This is a genomic window from Niveispirillum sp. CC-CTL257 (assembly GCF_059489915.1).
The window spans coordinates 2084061-2097840 of sequence record NZ_JCAJXE010000001.1 but is presented as its reverse complement, the minus strand read 5'-3'; the positions used below and the strand labels follow the sequence as shown (position 1 = coordinate 2097840).

Here is a 13780-nt window from a genome sequence, read left to right as displayed (position 1 = left end):
CACCTCGACAGCCATATCAACAGGTGCCACTATCGGACGCGGTCAAAGGAGGGTGCCATGTCGACGATTGAGATCGACCATCTGACCCCGGCGGAGAAGCTGGAGCTGATCGAACGTCTGGTCGACAGTCTGGAGCCGGGCGATATCCCCCTGCCACCAGGGCACCGGGAGGAGTTGGAGCGGCGGCTGGCGACCTTAGACGCAGACATTTCCAATGGTATGTCGTGGGAGGATTTTGACACCAGCTTGCGGAAGCGTTTTGGCTGATGTCCCGCTTGATCGTCACGCCTCTGGCGCAACAGGATATTGTGGTTGCGGCGGAGTGGTATGAAGACCAGAACCCTGCACTGGTGCATTCCTTCCTGGACCAACTTCGCGACGTTAAAGAACGTATCGTCAAGACGCCGCTGATCTATCAGGAGCGCTTTGCATCCATTCGGGTTGCGCGCCTGCGTCGCTTTCCCTATTGCATCTATTACCGCGCCGATGCCGATCTGATTGTGGTCATCGCTGTGCTGCATGAACGCCGCGACCCAGTGGTTTGGCAGGCACGCCGATAGGGCCAGACTACACGTCCGGCCATCCGTCTGCTCCGTGAAGCGCCAATCCGATCCGCGGCATGCCGGGCCTTATCGACGGTCGCCCAGCAGATAAAGCAGCGGCACATCCAGCCGGGCGCGCCAGGATTGCTCATTATGGTCGGCCCCTTCAAACCCGCGCGCCATGAAATCGCGTTCGGGCACCAGCCCCTTTGCAGCCATGGCGGCAACCATCACGGCATGTTCGGGCGGGTAGCTGGCATCCAGGTTCAAGGTGCCATGGTCGAAATAGAGCCGGTGCGCACCATCGGCGGGGAACGACCCGGCGACATAGTTGATCATGGCCTGAAGAGGCGTGACCTCGCCATTCCACCAGGGCTGGAATTCCGTTCCGACCGACCGCCAGTGGGCTGACACGGCCGCCGCCCCGCCAAACACCTGCGGATATTCCAGCATGGCATAGGTTGCGATCAGGGCACCGCTGCTGGACCCGATGGTCACGGTGTGGGTGGGGTCGGGGCGCGTGCGGTAGGTGCGGTCGATGAAGGGCTTCACGTCCTGCACCAGATAGCGCAGATAGGCATCCGACACGGGCTTCTGCCCCAGGGAATTGGCAAAGATGCTCCAGCGCGTGCGCCAGCTGGCGGCATCCAGAACCTTGGCCGGCGTATATTCCGCCCACCGATTATCGGTGTTCCAGATGCCGACGACGATGGTGCGGGGCAGCTTGCCCTGGGCCATCAGGTCGGTCACCACCTCATCCACACCCCATTCGTGGCCGTAGGAGGTGGTGGCGGCATCGAACAGGTTCTGGCCGTCATGCATATAGATGACGGCATAGCGATCATCCCCCTGTTCGTACCCATCCGGCAGCCAGACGGCGATGCGGCGCGGGGTGATGTTCTGCGACGGGATATCGTCATGAAACACCAGCCGACCCGCCGTCACCGAGCTGTCGGCGGCATGCGCCGTCGGCACCAGCATCAGCAGGCAGGTGGCGATAAGAACGCTCAACCGCCGCACAAACCTAAATGCCCGCATGACCGGCATCCTTTCCATTCTTGTTATCCAGCAAATTGAAATAATTGAAATTATTAGACATTCAGATGCCGGATCATCCCCGCCTTGATAAGGTCGTGGATTATGGCTGTCGAGGGCCGGATTGATGGAACCAGGGTGGTTCCACTCTCGCGGCGATCCCAATGACCAACCCAACAGGAGAAATCATGATGAGTGGGGCGGATAGGGAAGTTCCGGGATTTTTGGTGCATCGGATCCCATGAATTCATCCGCAATGGCATTGTGGTAACCAATTAGCCAGTTATATTTTTCGATTATTCTGGCGTCATTTTTCATTGGTGGAGGTATGTCATCGACAATATTCTTTATTTGATTTAATTGACTCTGCAATATTGCCATATTTATGTTATGGCTGGGCATGTTATTGAAATGCAATAAGTGGTCAAGAAAATGCCAACCGTCGTTGTCTATTCTCCAATTTCGTTGGTATCCGATAGGGGTCCCATCTAGATTAGAGAAAAGGGTGCCTTGTTTCCAATGTTCAGCGATGGAGTGGTCGAGTATAATCCGTGGGTATTTTGCATGTTCTTGTTCCAACTCATATGCTCGGACAAGCGCTGGTCCGTACACAATCCCAGGCCTATGTATAATCTTGCCAATAGTTATAGCCCCTCTTACCGGAAAGCCGAGATTCAGCATTTGTTGTAAAAATATCATCAGATGAGAGATGATTTCGCGCTCGGCTTGTGCATCAATTGGCACTGAAATTACAACGCAATCAGAGAAACTTGTCATTTCGGCTTGAGAATTTTCCTTGATATCTTTGAACATACTGTTGATGGATTCGACGTATTTTGAATGCATCCTAACTGAGTTGAGCGCTAATCCTAATTTCTTCGTTAGTTCATCGTCTATTACAGATCGTCTTATTGCGTCTCTCCAGCCCAGTATATCCATGAACGCAACTATCCTATTGTCATAATTCAGAGAATTCTTAAATTCCTCAAATTCTTCCTGTTGTCTCTTAGCTTCTGCATCTCGTAACGGCCTTTCGGCCTCCCACTTTGCTTCCTCGGCATCCCGCTCGCGCTCCTCCTCGTCTGTCAATTCACAGTGGTAATTACCCATTTCCATATCTGCTACTGACCTATAGCGTCTATTCGGGTCGCGTTTGTTTCCTGGCACGGGTACCAGTTTTCCATCTACCTTCCGATAGACAGGCAACTCATCGGACATGGAAATCTCCTGAAATTTTTAGGTCAGTATGACATCACTTCATACAGCTTCGGCGACAGCGTCAAACGGAACTGTTCCGCCCCCGCCCCATTTCCGCCTATAAGCAAGGCTAAACCGCCGCATCCCCATCCCCCCGCAGCCAGGGCCCCGATGATCTTCACCCCTTTTGAACGTATGGTCGCGTTGCGGTACCTGCGGGCGCGGCGGCAGGAGGGGACGGTGTCGGTGATTGCCGGCTTTTCCTTCATCGGGGTGGCGCTGGGCGTGGCGACCCTGATTATCGTTATGTCGGTGATGAATGGGTTCCGGGCTGAACTGGTCAGCCGGATACAGGGCGTGTCGGCCCATGCCGCCGTGACCGTCACGGGCGGCGGGCCGCTGAATGACTATGCCGCCCTGCTGGATCGGCTGCGCGCCGCCCCCGGCGTGACGCAGGTGATGCCGGTGGTGGAGGGCCAAGCGCTGGCCACCGTCAATGGCCGGGCCGTGGGGGTAAAGGTGCGAGGGCTGGAGGTTGCGGATTTTCAGGCCCGGCCCATTGTGGGGCGCAGCGTGATCCGTGGCCTGTCCGACCTGGGCGAGGATGGGGTGGCGCTGGGCTTCAATCTGTCCCGCTCGCTGGGCATTTCGGCGGGTGGCAATGTCACCCTGATCAGCCCGAAAGGCACCGTGACGGCCTTCGGCACCATGCTGCGGCGAAAGGAATTTCCCGTTTATGCCGTGGTTGATCTGCGCATGCCCGAACAGGATGCCAACCTGATCTATATGCCGCTGTTGGCCTCCCAGGCCTTTTTCCGCATGGGCCAGGGGGTCAGCGCCATTGACGTGTTCGTCAGCGACCCGCGCGATGTGGACCTCCTGCGCGCCAACCTGGAGAAGGCGGCGGGGCCCGGCTTTATCGTCACCGACTGGCGGCAGGCCAATAAGGGGCTGGTCACGGCGCTGGGGGTGGAGCGGGTGGCGATGTTCGTGGTGCTGACGCTGATTATCCTGGTCGCCAGCTTCAACATCGTCTCCTCCATGGTCATGCTGGTGCGTGGCAAGGCGGCCAGCATCGCCATCCTGCGCACCATGGGGGCGCAGCGCGCGTCCGTGTCGCGCATCTTCCTGCTGGCCGGTGCTTCCATCGGGGCGGTCGGCACGCTGGTCGGGTTCGCGCTGGGGGTTTTGCTGACCGTGAATGTGCAGGCCATCGGCTATGCCCTGGGTCAGGTGCCGGGCATCGCGGGCTCACAGATGCTGCTGTTCCTGACCACCCTGCCGGCCATCATCGATTGGGCGGAGGTGGCCTTGGTGGTGGCGCTGGGCCTGCTCCTGTCGGTGGGGGCCACGCTGTATCCCGCCCGCCGGGCGGCCGCGATGGACCCGGTGGAGGCGCTGCGCCATGGCTGATCGTTCCCGCATGTTCGGCGTCCTGGAACGCTGGATCGCCTTTCGCTATCTGGGCGCACGACGGCAGGAGGGGTTCATCTCTGTCATTGCCGGCTTTTCCTTTCTGGGCATCGCGCTGGGCGTGGCGACGCTGATCATCTCCCTGTCGGTGTTCAACGGGTTCCAGCGCGACCTACTCTCCCGCGTGCTGGGATTTCAGGGCCATGTCGTGGCCGTGGGCCAATATGGCCCGTTCCAGGCGTCAGACGCGATGGTGGAGGGGGTGCGTGGCGTGCCGGGCGTGGTGTCGGTGATGCCCAGCCTGGATGCGCAGGGTCTGCTCTCCACCCGTGACTTTGCCGGCGGCGTGCTGGTCAAGGCGCTGCGCCCCGCCGACATGGTTGCCCGGCCCGCCTTTGCCGACGCCCTGGTGGAAGGAACCCTGGCAGAGGGCGACGGCATCGCCATCGGCAAACGTATGGCCGACAATGGCCGCATCAAGCTGGGCGACCGGGTCACGATCCTGTCGCCGCAGGTGGATGCACAGGGCGGCCCACCCCGGTCCCGCGCCTTCACGGTCACCGGCATCGTGGCCTTGGGCGTGTCGGAATTTGACAATACCCTGGTGCTGATGGACCTCGCCACGGCGCAGGAATTCTTTCAACTGGACGGCAATGTGACGGCGGTGGAGGTGACCTTTACCGACCCCGCCCTAGGCCCGGCCCGCATGGCCGACGTGGCGGCGCGACTGCCCGCCGGCCTGCATGTCCAGAACTGGCAGCAGGTGAATGGTGCCTTCTTCGGGTTTATTGAGACGCAGCGCAATGTCGTCTCCCTGATCCTGGGCATGATCGTGGTGGTCGCCGCCTTCAACATCATTTCCGGCATGATCATGATGGTGCAGGACAAGGGGCGGGAGATTGCCATACTGCGCACCATGGGGGCCGGTCGCGGCACCATCCTGCGCATCTTCCTGATGTCCGGTGCCTCTATCGGTGTTGCCGGCACGGCGGCGGGGCTGGTTCTTGGCGTGACCTTGTCGGGCCATATGGAACAGTTGCGGCAGCTGGTGAAGGCCGCCACCGGCGTCGATCCGTTTAATTCGGACATCTATTTCCTGTCCTCCTTGCCCTCCTTCACCGATCCGTGGCAGGTGGCGCAGGTGGCGGTTGCATCTGTGGCCCTGTCGCTGCTGGCCACGCTCTACCCTTCCTGGCGGGCGGCAAGGCTGGACCCCGTCGAAGCCCTTCGATACGAGTGACAAATGTCAGACATCGTCCTGCGCCTGACCGGCATTCACCGCTCCTTTACGCAGGTAGAAACGCCGCTGCATGTGCTGCGCGGTGTCGATGCCGCCATCCAGGCGGGGGAGATGGTGGCATTGGTGGGGCCTTCCGGGGCTGGCAAATCCACCCTGCTGCATATCGCGGGCCTGCTGGAACCGGCCGACAAGGGTGGGATTGAGATTGCGGGGCAGAAGGCGGATGGCTTGTCTGACGCCGAACGCACCGCCATCCGCCGCGACAAGATCGGCTTTGTCTATCAGTTCCACCATCTGCTGCCGGAATTCACCGCGGAGGAAAACATCATCATCCCGCAGATGCTGGCCGGCGTTTCGCGGTCGGCGGCAAGGGACCGGGCGCGCGAATTGCTGGGCCTTGTCGGCCTGGCACCCCGCGCCGGCCATCGCCCGGCCAAACTGTCGGGCGGGGAGCAGCAGCGCGTCGCCATTGCCCGCGCGCTCGCCAACCGCCCGCGCCTGCTGATCGCGGATGAGCCGACAGGGAACCTGGACATGCACACGGCTGAAAAGGTGTTCGCCCTGTTCGCCGATTTGGTGCGCGGGCAGGGGCTTGGGGCATTGGTCGCCACCCACAATCTTGATCTGGCGCGGCGCATGGATCGGGTGGTGGAAATGCGCGATGGCGTCCTGGTCGCGGGTTGAACCATGGCAAACCTGCCCGATATCGCCCTGCCTGCCGGTTACCGCGCCGATTGGGTTCTCTCCTACCATGGCCGCGACCCGGACGGACTGTCGGAACGGGTGGTGGGCAATGTCATCACCAAGGTCCTGGCCCCTGTGGGCCGGGCCATCCGGGTGGAGATCACCATCCACCCCACCCATGCCACCCTTACCGCCGATCCCGCCGACCTGACGGATGCAGAGGCGGACAGCCTGTTGGCATCTGCCGCCCGCATGTTGGGCGTGTCGGGCGACGTGTCGGGGCTGGAGGCGCTGGCGGCAGAGGATGCCCAGGTCGCCCGCCTGCTGTCGCGCTGCGGCCCCGGCCTGCGTCTGGCCCAGACGGCGGGCGTGTTTGAGGCCATGTGCTGGGCCGTGGTCGGCCAACAGGTCAATCTGCGCTTCGCGGGCCAGTTACGACGCACCCTGATCGAACTGGCGGGCCTTCCGCACGCCTCGGGTATGAAGGCGCACCCTACGCCCGCCGGCATTGCGGCCCTGGACCCGGACCTTCTGGGTACCCTGAAATTCTCCCGCTCCAAGGCCGCCTATCTGATCAATGCCGCGCGCAGCGGCATTGATTTCGAAAACCTGCCCAACGGTGATGCCGCCACAGCAGAGGCCGCGATGACGGGGGTGAAGGGGATCGGCCCCTGGACACGGGCCTATGTGCTGCTGCGCGCCTGTGCCTTCCCGGATGTGGCTCCCATCGGCGATGCCGGTCTGTCGGCGGCGCTCCAGAATTTCCACGGGCTGGACCATCGGCCGGGTCCGGCGGAGCAGGAGGCGCTGATGCGTCCCTTCGCACCGTGGCGCAGCCTGGCAACGGCCCATCTTTGGGCGGGTTGGAGCTGAAAACCTGCCATAAATTCGCCTAGAGCCGGGTCCATCCTGTCAGCATGAACGATGTTCGTAACGGACATCCCGGCTGCTGGTGAGGCTATCATGCGGTTTCGCGAATTCGGAAAACTGACGCTGACGGCGGTTCTGGCCCTGTCGCTGGGCACGGCCCCGGCCATGGCCGGCGACTGGGACCGGGACGGGCGCGGGCATCGCGACGACCGTCATGATCACCGGGATCAGCGGCGCGATGATCGCTATGACCGGCGTGATGATCGCCGGGACGACCACTATGACCGGCGCGACGACCGGCGGGACCATTACCGGGGCGACCGCGATTATCGCTATCGCGCCCCGCCGCCGGGCTGGTACGCCCATGGCGGCTATCCGGTGCGGCATTGGGATGTGCCGCCGGCCCGCCGCCGCGTCTATCGCGATGTCGTGGTCGTGCGGCCCTATGGTCATTGGTATTCAGGCTATGGCCGCTACCGCCGCGATGACGATGCCCTGTTCTTCCTGGGCCTGACGGCCATCAGTCTGATCGCACTCAGCTCCCTGTCGGAGGCGCAGCAGCGTGCGCACGAGGATGCGCAAATCCGCGCTACCTCCGCCCCCATAGGCCAGCCCATCATCTGGTCCGACGGGCAGGCGACGGGTGCCGTCACCTCCCTGCGCGAAGGCCGCGCCGCCGATGGCGCCTATTGCCGGGAATTCCAGCAGCAGGTGACCATCGGTGGGCGCACGGAAGACGCCTATGGCACGGCGTGCCGGCAGCCGGACGGGTCCTGGCAGGTGGTCAACTAATAGCCATCGACCGCCGTCACGCGGGCCTGGATCTCTGCGACCTGTAAGGGCCCCCGGCCCGGCGGCACCGCCTCGCCAGGCTTGCACCCTTCATCCAGCAGGAACCGCAGCTTCAGGTCTGGGTGGGTGCTGTTGAAGGCATAAGCGGGCACGATCCCATCGAACCACAGCATCCCGTCCTCTGACGGTGGTGCCTTGGGATCGCGCATGATCTGCGTCACGAAGGCGGGGCCGGTGGGCACGTCCACCACAATGTGCCGGCCCTGATGGAAGCTGGCTTCCTTGATGCCGATGCGCAGAACCACCAGCTCGCTGGCCGTAGGCGTGCGTTGAAGGGCTACCTTGCGCCAGGCCGGCTTGTCCGCCGTCACTTCCGTCACCTCCTCCGCAAGGGCGGGCGGTACCAATAGCAATCCGGTCAGCAGCAGGGCGAAAGCGCGCATCAGGTCCCCTCCCTTGGCGATCAGGTCCCCATGATGCGTGGGCGGCAACACGCATGCAATGTAAAACTGCCGCACGCATGACGCGCTCTGGTAGAAATGGGCGTAGTCACGTCAGGCAGATGGCCGATAGTCCCCGCCCATAGTCCGGTTCCTGACGCAGGCAGGCCCGGCGATAGCTGAAGAACAGATCCTCCCGCGCCAGCGTGTCCAGACCGGTGGTTTCCACCTGTCCCAGCCCTGCGGCCTGCAACCGGCCCAGAACATAGCCGCCGATATTGAACATCCAGTGATCGGCCCGGTCCGACGGGCGGAACAGCACGTCATGTCCGGGATCGGTGGACACAAAGCGTTCGCGGAATTCCGGCCCCACCTCGTAACTATCCCAGCCGATATGCGGGCCGATGCCGGCCAGGATGCGGGGCCGGTCGGCCCCCAGCGCCACCATGGCCGCCACGGTGGCCTCCAGCACGCCCGTCACCGCGCCCTTCCACCCGGCATGGGCCGCACCGATGACGCGGGCGACCGGGTCGACGAACAGGACCGGCACGCAATCCGCCGTCAGGATGCCCAGGGCGATACCGGGCCGGTCGGTGACCATGGCGTCGGCCTTGGGTGCTACGCTGTAGGCAAACGGCTCGGTTACCGTCACCACATCGGGGCTGTGGACCTGATAGACGGTGGTGAGCGCGGAGGCGGGAACACCCAGCAACTCCATCGCGCGTGCCCGGTTGGCCGTGACATTGGCGGGATCATCGTTGGAGCCATAGCCGCAATTCATGGCGGCCAGGATGCCCGTCGATACGCCGTCGGTGCGGGTGAAAAACCCGTGGCGCAGGCCGGGAACGGCGGTCAGATGGTCAAGCGTGATCATGCGCTGTCTCCGGTCTAACGGGCAAAGCCGGCGGGAACTGGTGCCGCCGGATGGGTGATGGCAATGGCGCGGAACAGGCGGCCCATGCTGTTGGGCGCTGTCAGCCGGGTCAATGCGGATTGGATATCCGCCTGCTGCGCCGGGCTGGCACGGGCCGACAGGGCGGATGCCCGCGCAGCAATACCCAGGGCGTGCAGCAGGTGTCCCTGTTCCACACTGTGGCCCACACCGGGATGCACCTGCGCGCCGGCCTGACGTGCTGCTTGCGCCACGGCCGTGAAATCGACATGGGCCGTCAGGTCGGCAGAGCCGGGATCGTCCAACACCGCGACGGGCCTGTGCGCGCGCAGGGCCTGCAGCGTGTCGCCGATGGCGGGACCGTCATAGCCATAATCGATGATCAGGGCGGCCCCGGCCTGTGCCGACAACCGCCGCCCAATCTCTGCCGCCACGGCAATACCGGCCGGGCATGTCTCTGCAATCGCGCCCGGCGGGATGTCTGCTTCCCGGTGCAGCGGCGTCAGCAGGGCACCGCCGGGCGTCGGGTCGAAGGTGAAGGCCAACTTGCCTTCGGGGTTCAGCCCGACCTTGCGTTCGGCCCAGCCGGGAGGCGTGCGGATGAACTGCCGGATGGGCAGGGCGTCAAAGAACTCGTTCGCGACCAGCAGCATCGGCCCATCGGGCACACCATCCAAGCGATCATGCCAGCGGGGGCTAAAGCCGGACAGGGTGGCGGCCTGCCGCTCTCGCAGGGCCGGACTGGTTTCCACCAGATGCAGGCGGATGGCCTGATGAAACCCCGGCACCCGTGCGGTGGCGCGCAAGGCATCGGCCATCAGGGTCCCGCGCCCCGGCCCCAGCTCCACCAGTTGCACCGGGTTCGGGCAGCCCTGATTGATCCAGCAATCGGCCAGCCAGACGCCCACCATCTCCCCGAACATCTGGGAAATCTCAGGTGCCGTGGTGAAGTCGCCCTTGGCCCCCAGTGGGTCGCGGGTGATGTAATAGCCATGCTGGGGATGGCCCAACGCCTCGCCCATGAAGCTGGCGATGCTGATCGGCCCGGTCAGGGCGATGCGGCGCACCAGCAGGTCATGCAGCGCGCCCGTCATTTCTGGGCAGGGGCGGGTGCCGGGACGGGCGTGCCGAATGGTGCGCGCAGCACCATCCATACCCCGATGATCAGCATGGGCATGGACAGCAACTGTCCCATGGTGGTGCCAAACGCCAGGAAACCAAGCTGGGCATCGGGCTGCCGGAAGAATTCACCCACCATGCGGGCAATGGCATAGCCGATCAGGAATGCGCCCGACAGGGTGCCGGTCCGCGACCGGATGGCGGGATTGCGCGCCAGGAAGAAGATCACGGTGAACAACAGCAGGCCTTCCAGCCCCGCCTGATACAGTTGGCTGGGATGGCGGGGCAGGCCGGCGGGATCGGTGGGGAAGATCATGGCCCAGGGCACATCCGTGGGCCGCCCCCACAGTTCCGCATTCACAAAATTCGCCAGCCGGCCCAGCAGCAGCCCCACCGGGGCCGCACAAGCGACCAGATCGCCCAGCGCGAAGGGCGAGAAGCCTCGCCGCCAGGAGAAGAGCAATATCGCCGCGATGACGCCGGTCAGCCCGCCATGGAAAGACATACCCCCATGCCAGACGCGCAGCGCCTCCAGCGGGTCATTGATATAGGTGTCGAGATTATAAAACAGGATGGAGAACAGCCGTCCGCCGATCAGGATGCCACCCGCCGCCCAGACAACGAAATCGCCCAGATCATCCTCGGTCGGGCGCAGGCCGCTGTTACGCGCCAGCCGGACGCAGTACCACAGCGCAAAGGCGATGCCGGCGGCATAGGCCAGCCCGTACCACTTTATGGAGATCGGACCCAGGGCCAGTGCCACGGGGTCCAGGTCGGGGAAGGGGATGGCCAAAATCATGCGATATCCCGTCACGTTCCATCCCCGGCGGGGAAGACGCGACCTATATAGAGGGTTGGGGATCATGACGGCAAGGCGCGGGGCGGACCCGTATCTAACGCCATGGACAGGGATAGGCCCTATCCCCATAATGCGGCGCTTTTTTGAAGGGGACCCGCCATGCAGGTGGAAAACAAGCTGTTCGATGATCTGGCCCGTGTTGCCAGCGGGGCCATGGGTGCCATCTCCGGTATCCGGGGTGAGGTCGAAGGCCAGATTCGCCAGCAGTTCGAACGTATCCTGGCCCAGATGGACGTCGTCAGCCGGGAAGAGTTCGAGGCGGTGAAAGCCGTCGCCGCCGAGGCGCGGGCCCGTCAGGAGGCGCTGGAGGAAAAGCTGGCAGCCCTGGAGGCCAGGCTTTCCAACGGTTCCGAGGGCTGACACGGCCCCGGCCACCGCCGGACTTCAGATCGGTTTTGTTTCACGAAACGGCAAGGAACCGGAATCCGGTTGCGCCTGCGAAATGGCGCTGGCACCGTATTCCTGGTGGTTCCAACGCCGACAGGGCCACAATATCTGGACACCCCGATATGTGGCCCGCCGCTTCGCCTGGGGGATGGCGCTGCGGCAGGGTATTTGGGAGTGAGGGGGACGGCATGACGGCCTTGAATATCGAGACCCAGGCATCGACGCATAATCCGCTGGACATGCTGGAAGAGATGGTTGTCGCCAATGAATGGCCCTTCGACCGCGTCTCCGAGGAGGAGATGGTGGTGGAGATCAATGGCCGCTGGTGCGAATACCGCTTGTTCTTCATGTGGCAGGCAGAGGTGAGCGCGATGCAGTTCTCCTGCCAATACGACATGAAGGTGCCGCCGGGCCGCAAGAATGCCGTCGCGGAACTGCTGGCCGAGGTCAATCCCAAGATGTGGCTGGGCCATTTCGATGTCTGCCACGATCAGCACACGCCCATGTTCCGGCAGACCACCCTGCTGCGCGGTGCGCGCGGGGCCAGCTCTGAACAGTTGGAAGACCTGATGGACATTGCCCTGTCGGAATGCGAGCGTTTCTATCCGGCCTTCCAGTTCGTGATCTGGGGCGGCAAGACCCCGGCTGAGGCCGTGTCCGCCGCCATTCTGGACACGGTGGGCGAGGCCTGATCAAACCGGACGGGGCCAACGCCGTCGGGGATGAACCCCGCGACCCCGCCGGATACATGGGGGAAACACCGGATGAGTGCGAGTTTGCTGCTGGTCGGGTGCGGTAAGATGGGCGGGGCCATGCTGGCCGGCTGGAAAGCCGCTGGTGCCGCCGGTTCGGTCGTGGTGGTGGAACCGTTCGGCGTGCCCAGGGGGCTGCCCGCCGACGTGCTGGTCGTCAAGGAAGCCTCTGAAATCCCCGCTGATTTCGTGCCCAATGCCGTCATCCTGGCGGTCAAGCCGCAGATGATGGATCAGGCGCTGCCCAATTATGCCCGCTATGCCGGATCGGCCCTGTTCCTGTCCATTGCGGCGGGAAAGCCCATCGCCTATTTCGAAAAACATCTGGGGGCCAATGCCGCCATCGTGCGTGCCATGCCCAACACACCCGCTGCCGTGGGCCGGGGCATCAGCGCTGCCGTGCCTAATGCCAATTGCTCCGACGCGCAAAAGACCCTGGCCCGCACCCTGTTGTCGGCGGTGGGGGAGGTGGCCTGGGTGGCGGATGAAAGTCTGCTGGACGCCGTGACGGCCCTGTCGGGCAGCGGTCCCGCCTACGTTTTCCTGTTGGTGGAAACCATGGCCAAGGCCGGCGTGGCCGCCGGCCTGCCGCCGGACTTGTCGATGCAGCTGGCGCGCGCCACCGTCATGGGTTCGGGCGAATTGCTGCGCCAAAGCCACGAATCAGCCGAGCAGCTGCGCCGCAACGTCACCAGCCCCAAGGGCACGACGGAGGCGGCCTTGAACGTGCTGATGGTGGATGGGCCGGGGGGTATGCAGGACCTGCTGACCCGCGCCATCGCTGCCGGCACCGTCCGGTCGCGTGAGCTGGCGGGTTAAGAACAACCAAGGGTCATGAAAATGACCCTTGGTACGACGGCGACTGCCGTCGCGCGGCACGTGCCGCGTGAAGCCAAGCCGCCGGATGGCGGCGCCCGGCGTTTGAGGGAACATGAAATCAGCTTTGGTCGGTAACGATCAAAGCTGATTGGTATGGATAGGGAGTAAGGTTGGGATGGCCGGACCGTTAAGCCCCAGTGCGCAGAAGATACAGAACCTTCTGAACGATCTGGGCCATCCCATCCATGTCCTGGAATTCGCCGCCGCCACCCGCACCTCCGCCGAGGCGGCGGCGGCCATTGGCTGCGACGTGGCGCAGATCGCCAAATCGATCATGTTCCGCACACGCGACACGGGCCGCCCCGTCCTCGTCGTCACCTCGGGCAGCAACCGGGTGAACGAGGCGTCGGTGATCCGGCATCTCGCGTCAGCGCTGGGCGGGGAAAAACTGGCCAAGGCCGATGCCGATTTCGTGCGGCAGAAGACAGGCTATCCCATCGGCGGCGTTCCGCCCCTGGGCCACAATGTCCCGCCCATCACCCTGTTCGACCGCGACCTGTTGAACTTCACCACCGTCTGGGCCGCCGCCGGAACCCCCAACACCGTCTTCCCCATCGCGCCCGACGCGCTGGCCGGTATTGTGGGCGGTGTTGTGGCGGATGTGGTCTGAGGGCTGTGGTAGGCGGATTGAAGACATCCCCGCCGCTTCCTGCTAAGATGCGACCGCCAACACCATTCC

Annotated in this window: 17 protein-coding genes; 11 read left to right on the top strand and 6 right to left on the bottom strand. The window is 63.4% G+C overall.

The window, feature by feature from the left end; translation table 11 throughout:
- The first annotated feature begins 57 nt into the window (after nt 1-57).
- A complete protein-coding gene (locus tag ABC729_RS09795; RefSeq protein ID WP_495607418.1) occupies nt 58-267 on the top strand; it encodes an addiction module protein in 210 nt (69 codons plus the stop codon).
- Nucleotides 267-560 (top strand): type II toxin-antitoxin system RelE/ParE family toxin, encoded by a 294-nt coding sequence (locus ABC729_RS09790; RefSeq protein WP_495607417.1) that lies wholly within the window; start codon nt 267-269, stop codon nt 558-560. Before ABC729_RS09795 ends, ABC729_RS09790 begins: the two co-directional genes overlap by 1 nt.
- Before the next feature lie 69 nt (nt 561-629).
- Here ABC729_RS09790 and ABC729_RS09785 read toward each other — a convergent pair whose 3' ends face one another.
- Entirely contained in the window at nt 630-1580 is a 951-nt protein-coding gene (locus ABC729_RS09785) for an alpha/beta hydrolase (protein WP_495607416.1), read from the bottom strand.
- Nucleotides 1581-1763: 183 nt separating this feature from the next.
- Nucleotides 1764-2795 (bottom strand): hypothetical protein, encoded by a 1032-nt coding sequence (locus tag ABC729_RS09780; RefSeq protein WP_495607415.1) that lies wholly within the window; start codon nt 2793-2795, stop codon nt 1764-1766.
- A gap of 150 nt (nt 2796-2945) precedes the next feature.
- Here ABC729_RS09780 and ABC729_RS09775 point away from each other — a divergent pair, with 150 nt between their 5' ends.
- The 5 genes from ABC729_RS09775 to ABC729_RS09755 all read left to right on the top strand — a co-directional run bounded on the left by ABC729_RS09775 (nt 2946) and on the right by ABC729_RS09755 (nt 7773).
- Nucleotides 2946-4187: a lipoprotein-releasing ABC transporter permease subunit gene (locus tag ABC729_RS09775; protein WP_495607414.1), complete on the top strand. Its 1242-nt coding sequence runs from the start codon at nt 2946-2948 to the stop codon at nt 4185-4187.
- Nucleotides 4180-5427 (top strand): lipoprotein-releasing ABC transporter permease subunit, encoded by a 1248-nt coding sequence (locus ABC729_RS09770; RefSeq protein WP_495607413.1) that lies wholly within the window; start codon nt 4180-4182, stop codon nt 5425-5427. The genes ABC729_RS09775 and ABC729_RS09770 overlap by 8 nt, the downstream gene beginning before the upstream one ends.
- Nucleotides 5428-5430: 3 nt before the next feature.
- On the top strand, nt 5431-6111 hold the full coding sequence (locus ABC729_RS09765) for an ABC transporter ATP-binding protein (protein WP_495607412.1): 681 nt from the start codon (nt 5431-5433) through the stop codon (nt 6109-6111).
- 3 nt (nt 6112-6114) lie between these two features.
- Nucleotides 6115-6984 carry a DNA-3-methyladenine glycosylase family protein gene (locus ABC729_RS09760; RefSeq protein ID WP_495607411.1) on the top strand — a complete coding sequence of 290 codons (870 nt, stop codon included), beginning with the start codon at nt 6115-6117 and terminating at the stop codon, nt 6982-6984.
- 90 nt (nt 6985-7074) lie between these two features.
- Nucleotides 7075-7773: an RT0821/Lpp0805 family surface protein gene (locus tag ABC729_RS09755; RefSeq protein ID WP_495607410.1), complete on the top strand. Its 699-nt coding sequence runs from the start codon at nt 7075-7077 to the stop codon at nt 7771-7773.
- Here ABC729_RS09755 and ABC729_RS09750 read toward each other — a convergent pair.
- The 4 genes from ABC729_RS09750 to lgt form a co-directional block, all read right to left on the bottom strand.
- Entirely contained in the window at nt 7770-8216 is a 447-nt protein-coding gene (locus ABC729_RS09750; RefSeq protein ID WP_495607409.1) for a hypothetical protein, read from the bottom strand. The genes ABC729_RS09755 and ABC729_RS09750 overlap by 4 nt on opposite strands.
- A gap of 106 nt (nt 8217-8322) precedes the next feature.
- Nucleotides 8323-9087 carry a peptidoglycan editing factor PgeF gene (gene pgeF / locus ABC729_RS09745; protein ID WP_495607408.1) on the bottom strand — a complete coding sequence of 255 codons (765 nt, stop codon included), beginning with the start codon at nt 9085-9087 and terminating at the stop codon, nt 8323-8325.
- 14 nt (nt 9088-9101) lie between these two features.
- The gene (locus ABC729_RS09740; protein WP_495607407.1) at nt 9102-10259 is read right to left on the bottom strand and encodes a class I SAM-dependent methyltransferase; all 1158 of its coding nucleotides are present in this window, start codon (nt 10257-10259) and stop codon (nt 9102-9104) included.
- Nucleotides 10196-11023 (bottom strand): prolipoprotein diacylglyceryl transferase, encoded by an 828-nt coding sequence (lgt, locus tag ABC729_RS09735; protein ID WP_495607406.1) that lies wholly within the window; start codon nt 11021-11023, stop codon nt 10196-10198. Before lgt ends, ABC729_RS09740 begins: the two co-directional genes overlap by 64 nt.
- A gap of 159 nt (nt 11024-11182) precedes the next feature.
- Between lgt and ABC729_RS09730 the strand changes: the two genes are divergently transcribed.
- From ABC729_RS09730 to ABC729_RS09715, 4 genes are all read left to right on the top strand, one after another.
- The gene (locus ABC729_RS09730) at nt 11183-11443 is read left to right on the top strand and encodes an accessory factor UbiK family protein (RefSeq protein ID WP_495607405.1); all 261 of its coding nucleotides are present in this window, start codon (nt 11183-11185) and stop codon (nt 11441-11443) included.
- 215 nt (nt 11444-11658) lie between these two features.
- The gene (locus tag ABC729_RS09725; RefSeq protein ID WP_054170140.1) at nt 11659-12162 is read left to right on the top strand and encodes a type III secretion system chaperone family protein; all 504 of its coding nucleotides are present in this window, start codon (nt 11659-11661) and stop codon (nt 12160-12162) included.
- Nucleotides 12163-12234: 72 nt separating this feature from the next.
- Complete coding sequence (proC, locus tag ABC729_RS09720; protein WP_495607404.1) at nt 12235-13041, top strand: pyrroline-5-carboxylate reductase; 807 nt, start codon at nt 12235-12237, stop codon at nt 13039-13041.
- 175 nt (nt 13042-13216) lie between these two features.
- Nucleotides 13217-13711 carry a YbaK/EbsC family protein gene (locus tag ABC729_RS09715; RefSeq protein ID WP_495607403.1) on the top strand — a complete coding sequence of 165 codons (495 nt, stop codon included), beginning with the start codon at nt 13217-13219 and terminating at the stop codon, nt 13709-13711.
- The last annotated feature ends 69 nt before the right edge of the window (nt 13712-13780 follow it).

What these genes read in the sequence shown, in the direction of transcription:
- ABC729_RS09780 (WP_495607415.1), bottom strand. Translation starts at nt 2,795, where the DNA reads ATGTCCGATGAGTTGCCTGTCTATCGGAAGGTAGATGGAAAACTGGTA.
- ABC729_RS09760 (WP_495607411.1), top strand. Translation starts at nt 6,115, where the DNA reads ATGGCAAACCTGCCCGATATCGCCCTGCCTGCCGGTTACCGCGCCGAT.
- ABC729_RS09770 (WP_495607413.1), top strand. Translation starts at nt 4,180, where the DNA reads ATGGCTGATCGTTCCCGCATGTTCGGCGTCCTGGAACGCTGGATCGCC.
- lgt (WP_495607406.1), bottom strand. Translation starts at nt 11,023, where the DNA reads ATGATTTTGGCCATCCCCTTCCCCGACCTGGACCCCGTGGCACTGGCC.
- ABC729_RS09740 (WP_495607407.1), bottom strand. Translation starts at nt 10,259, where the DNA reads ATGGATGGTGCTGCGCGCACCATTCGGCACGCCCGTCCCGGCACCCGC.
- ABC729_RS09725 (WP_054170140.1), top strand. Translation starts at nt 11,659, where the DNA reads ATGACGGCCTTGAATATCGAGACCCAGGCATCGACGCATAATCCGCTG.
- ABC729_RS09765 (WP_495607412.1), top strand. Translation starts at nt 5,431, where the DNA reads ATGTCAGACATCGTCCTGCGCCTGACCGGCATTCACCGCTCCTTTACG.
- pgeF (WP_495607408.1), bottom strand. Translation starts at nt 9,087, where the DNA reads ATGATCACGCTTGACCATCTGACCGCCGTTCCCGGCCTGCGCCACGGG.
- ABC729_RS09795 (WP_495607418.1), top strand. Translation starts at nt 58, where the DNA reads ATGTCGACGATTGAGATCGACCATCTGACCCCGGCGGAGAAGCTGGAG.
- ABC729_RS09755 (WP_495607410.1), top strand. Translation starts at nt 7,075, where the DNA reads ATGCGGTTTCGCGAATTCGGAAAACTGACGCTGACGGCGGTTCTGGCC.
- ABC729_RS09790 (WP_495607417.1), top strand. Translation starts at nt 267, where the DNA reads ATGTCCCGCTTGATCGTCACGCCTCTGGCGCAACAGGATATTGTGGTT.
- ABC729_RS09715 (WP_495607403.1), top strand. Translation starts at nt 13,217, where the DNA reads ATGGCCGGACCGTTAAGCCCCAGTGCGCAGAAGATACAGAACCTTCTG.
- ABC729_RS09750 (WP_495607409.1), bottom strand. Translation starts at nt 8,216, where the DNA reads ATGCGCGCTTTCGCCCTGCTGCTGACCGGATTGCTATTGGTACCGCCC.
- ABC729_RS09730 (WP_495607405.1), top strand. Translation starts at nt 11,183, where the DNA reads ATGCAGGTGGAAAACAAGCTGTTCGATGATCTGGCCCGTGTTGCCAGC.
- ABC729_RS09775 (WP_495607414.1), top strand. Translation starts at nt 2,946, where the DNA reads ATGATCTTCACCCCTTTTGAACGTATGGTCGCGTTGCGGTACCTGCGG.
- proC (WP_495607404.1), top strand. Translation starts at nt 12,235, where the DNA reads ATGAGTGCGAGTTTGCTGCTGGTCGGGTGCGGTAAGATGGGCGGGGCC.
- ABC729_RS09785 (WP_495607416.1), bottom strand. Translation starts at nt 1,580, where the DNA reads ATGCGGGCATTTAGGTTTGTGCGGCGGTTGAGCGTTCTTATCGCCACC.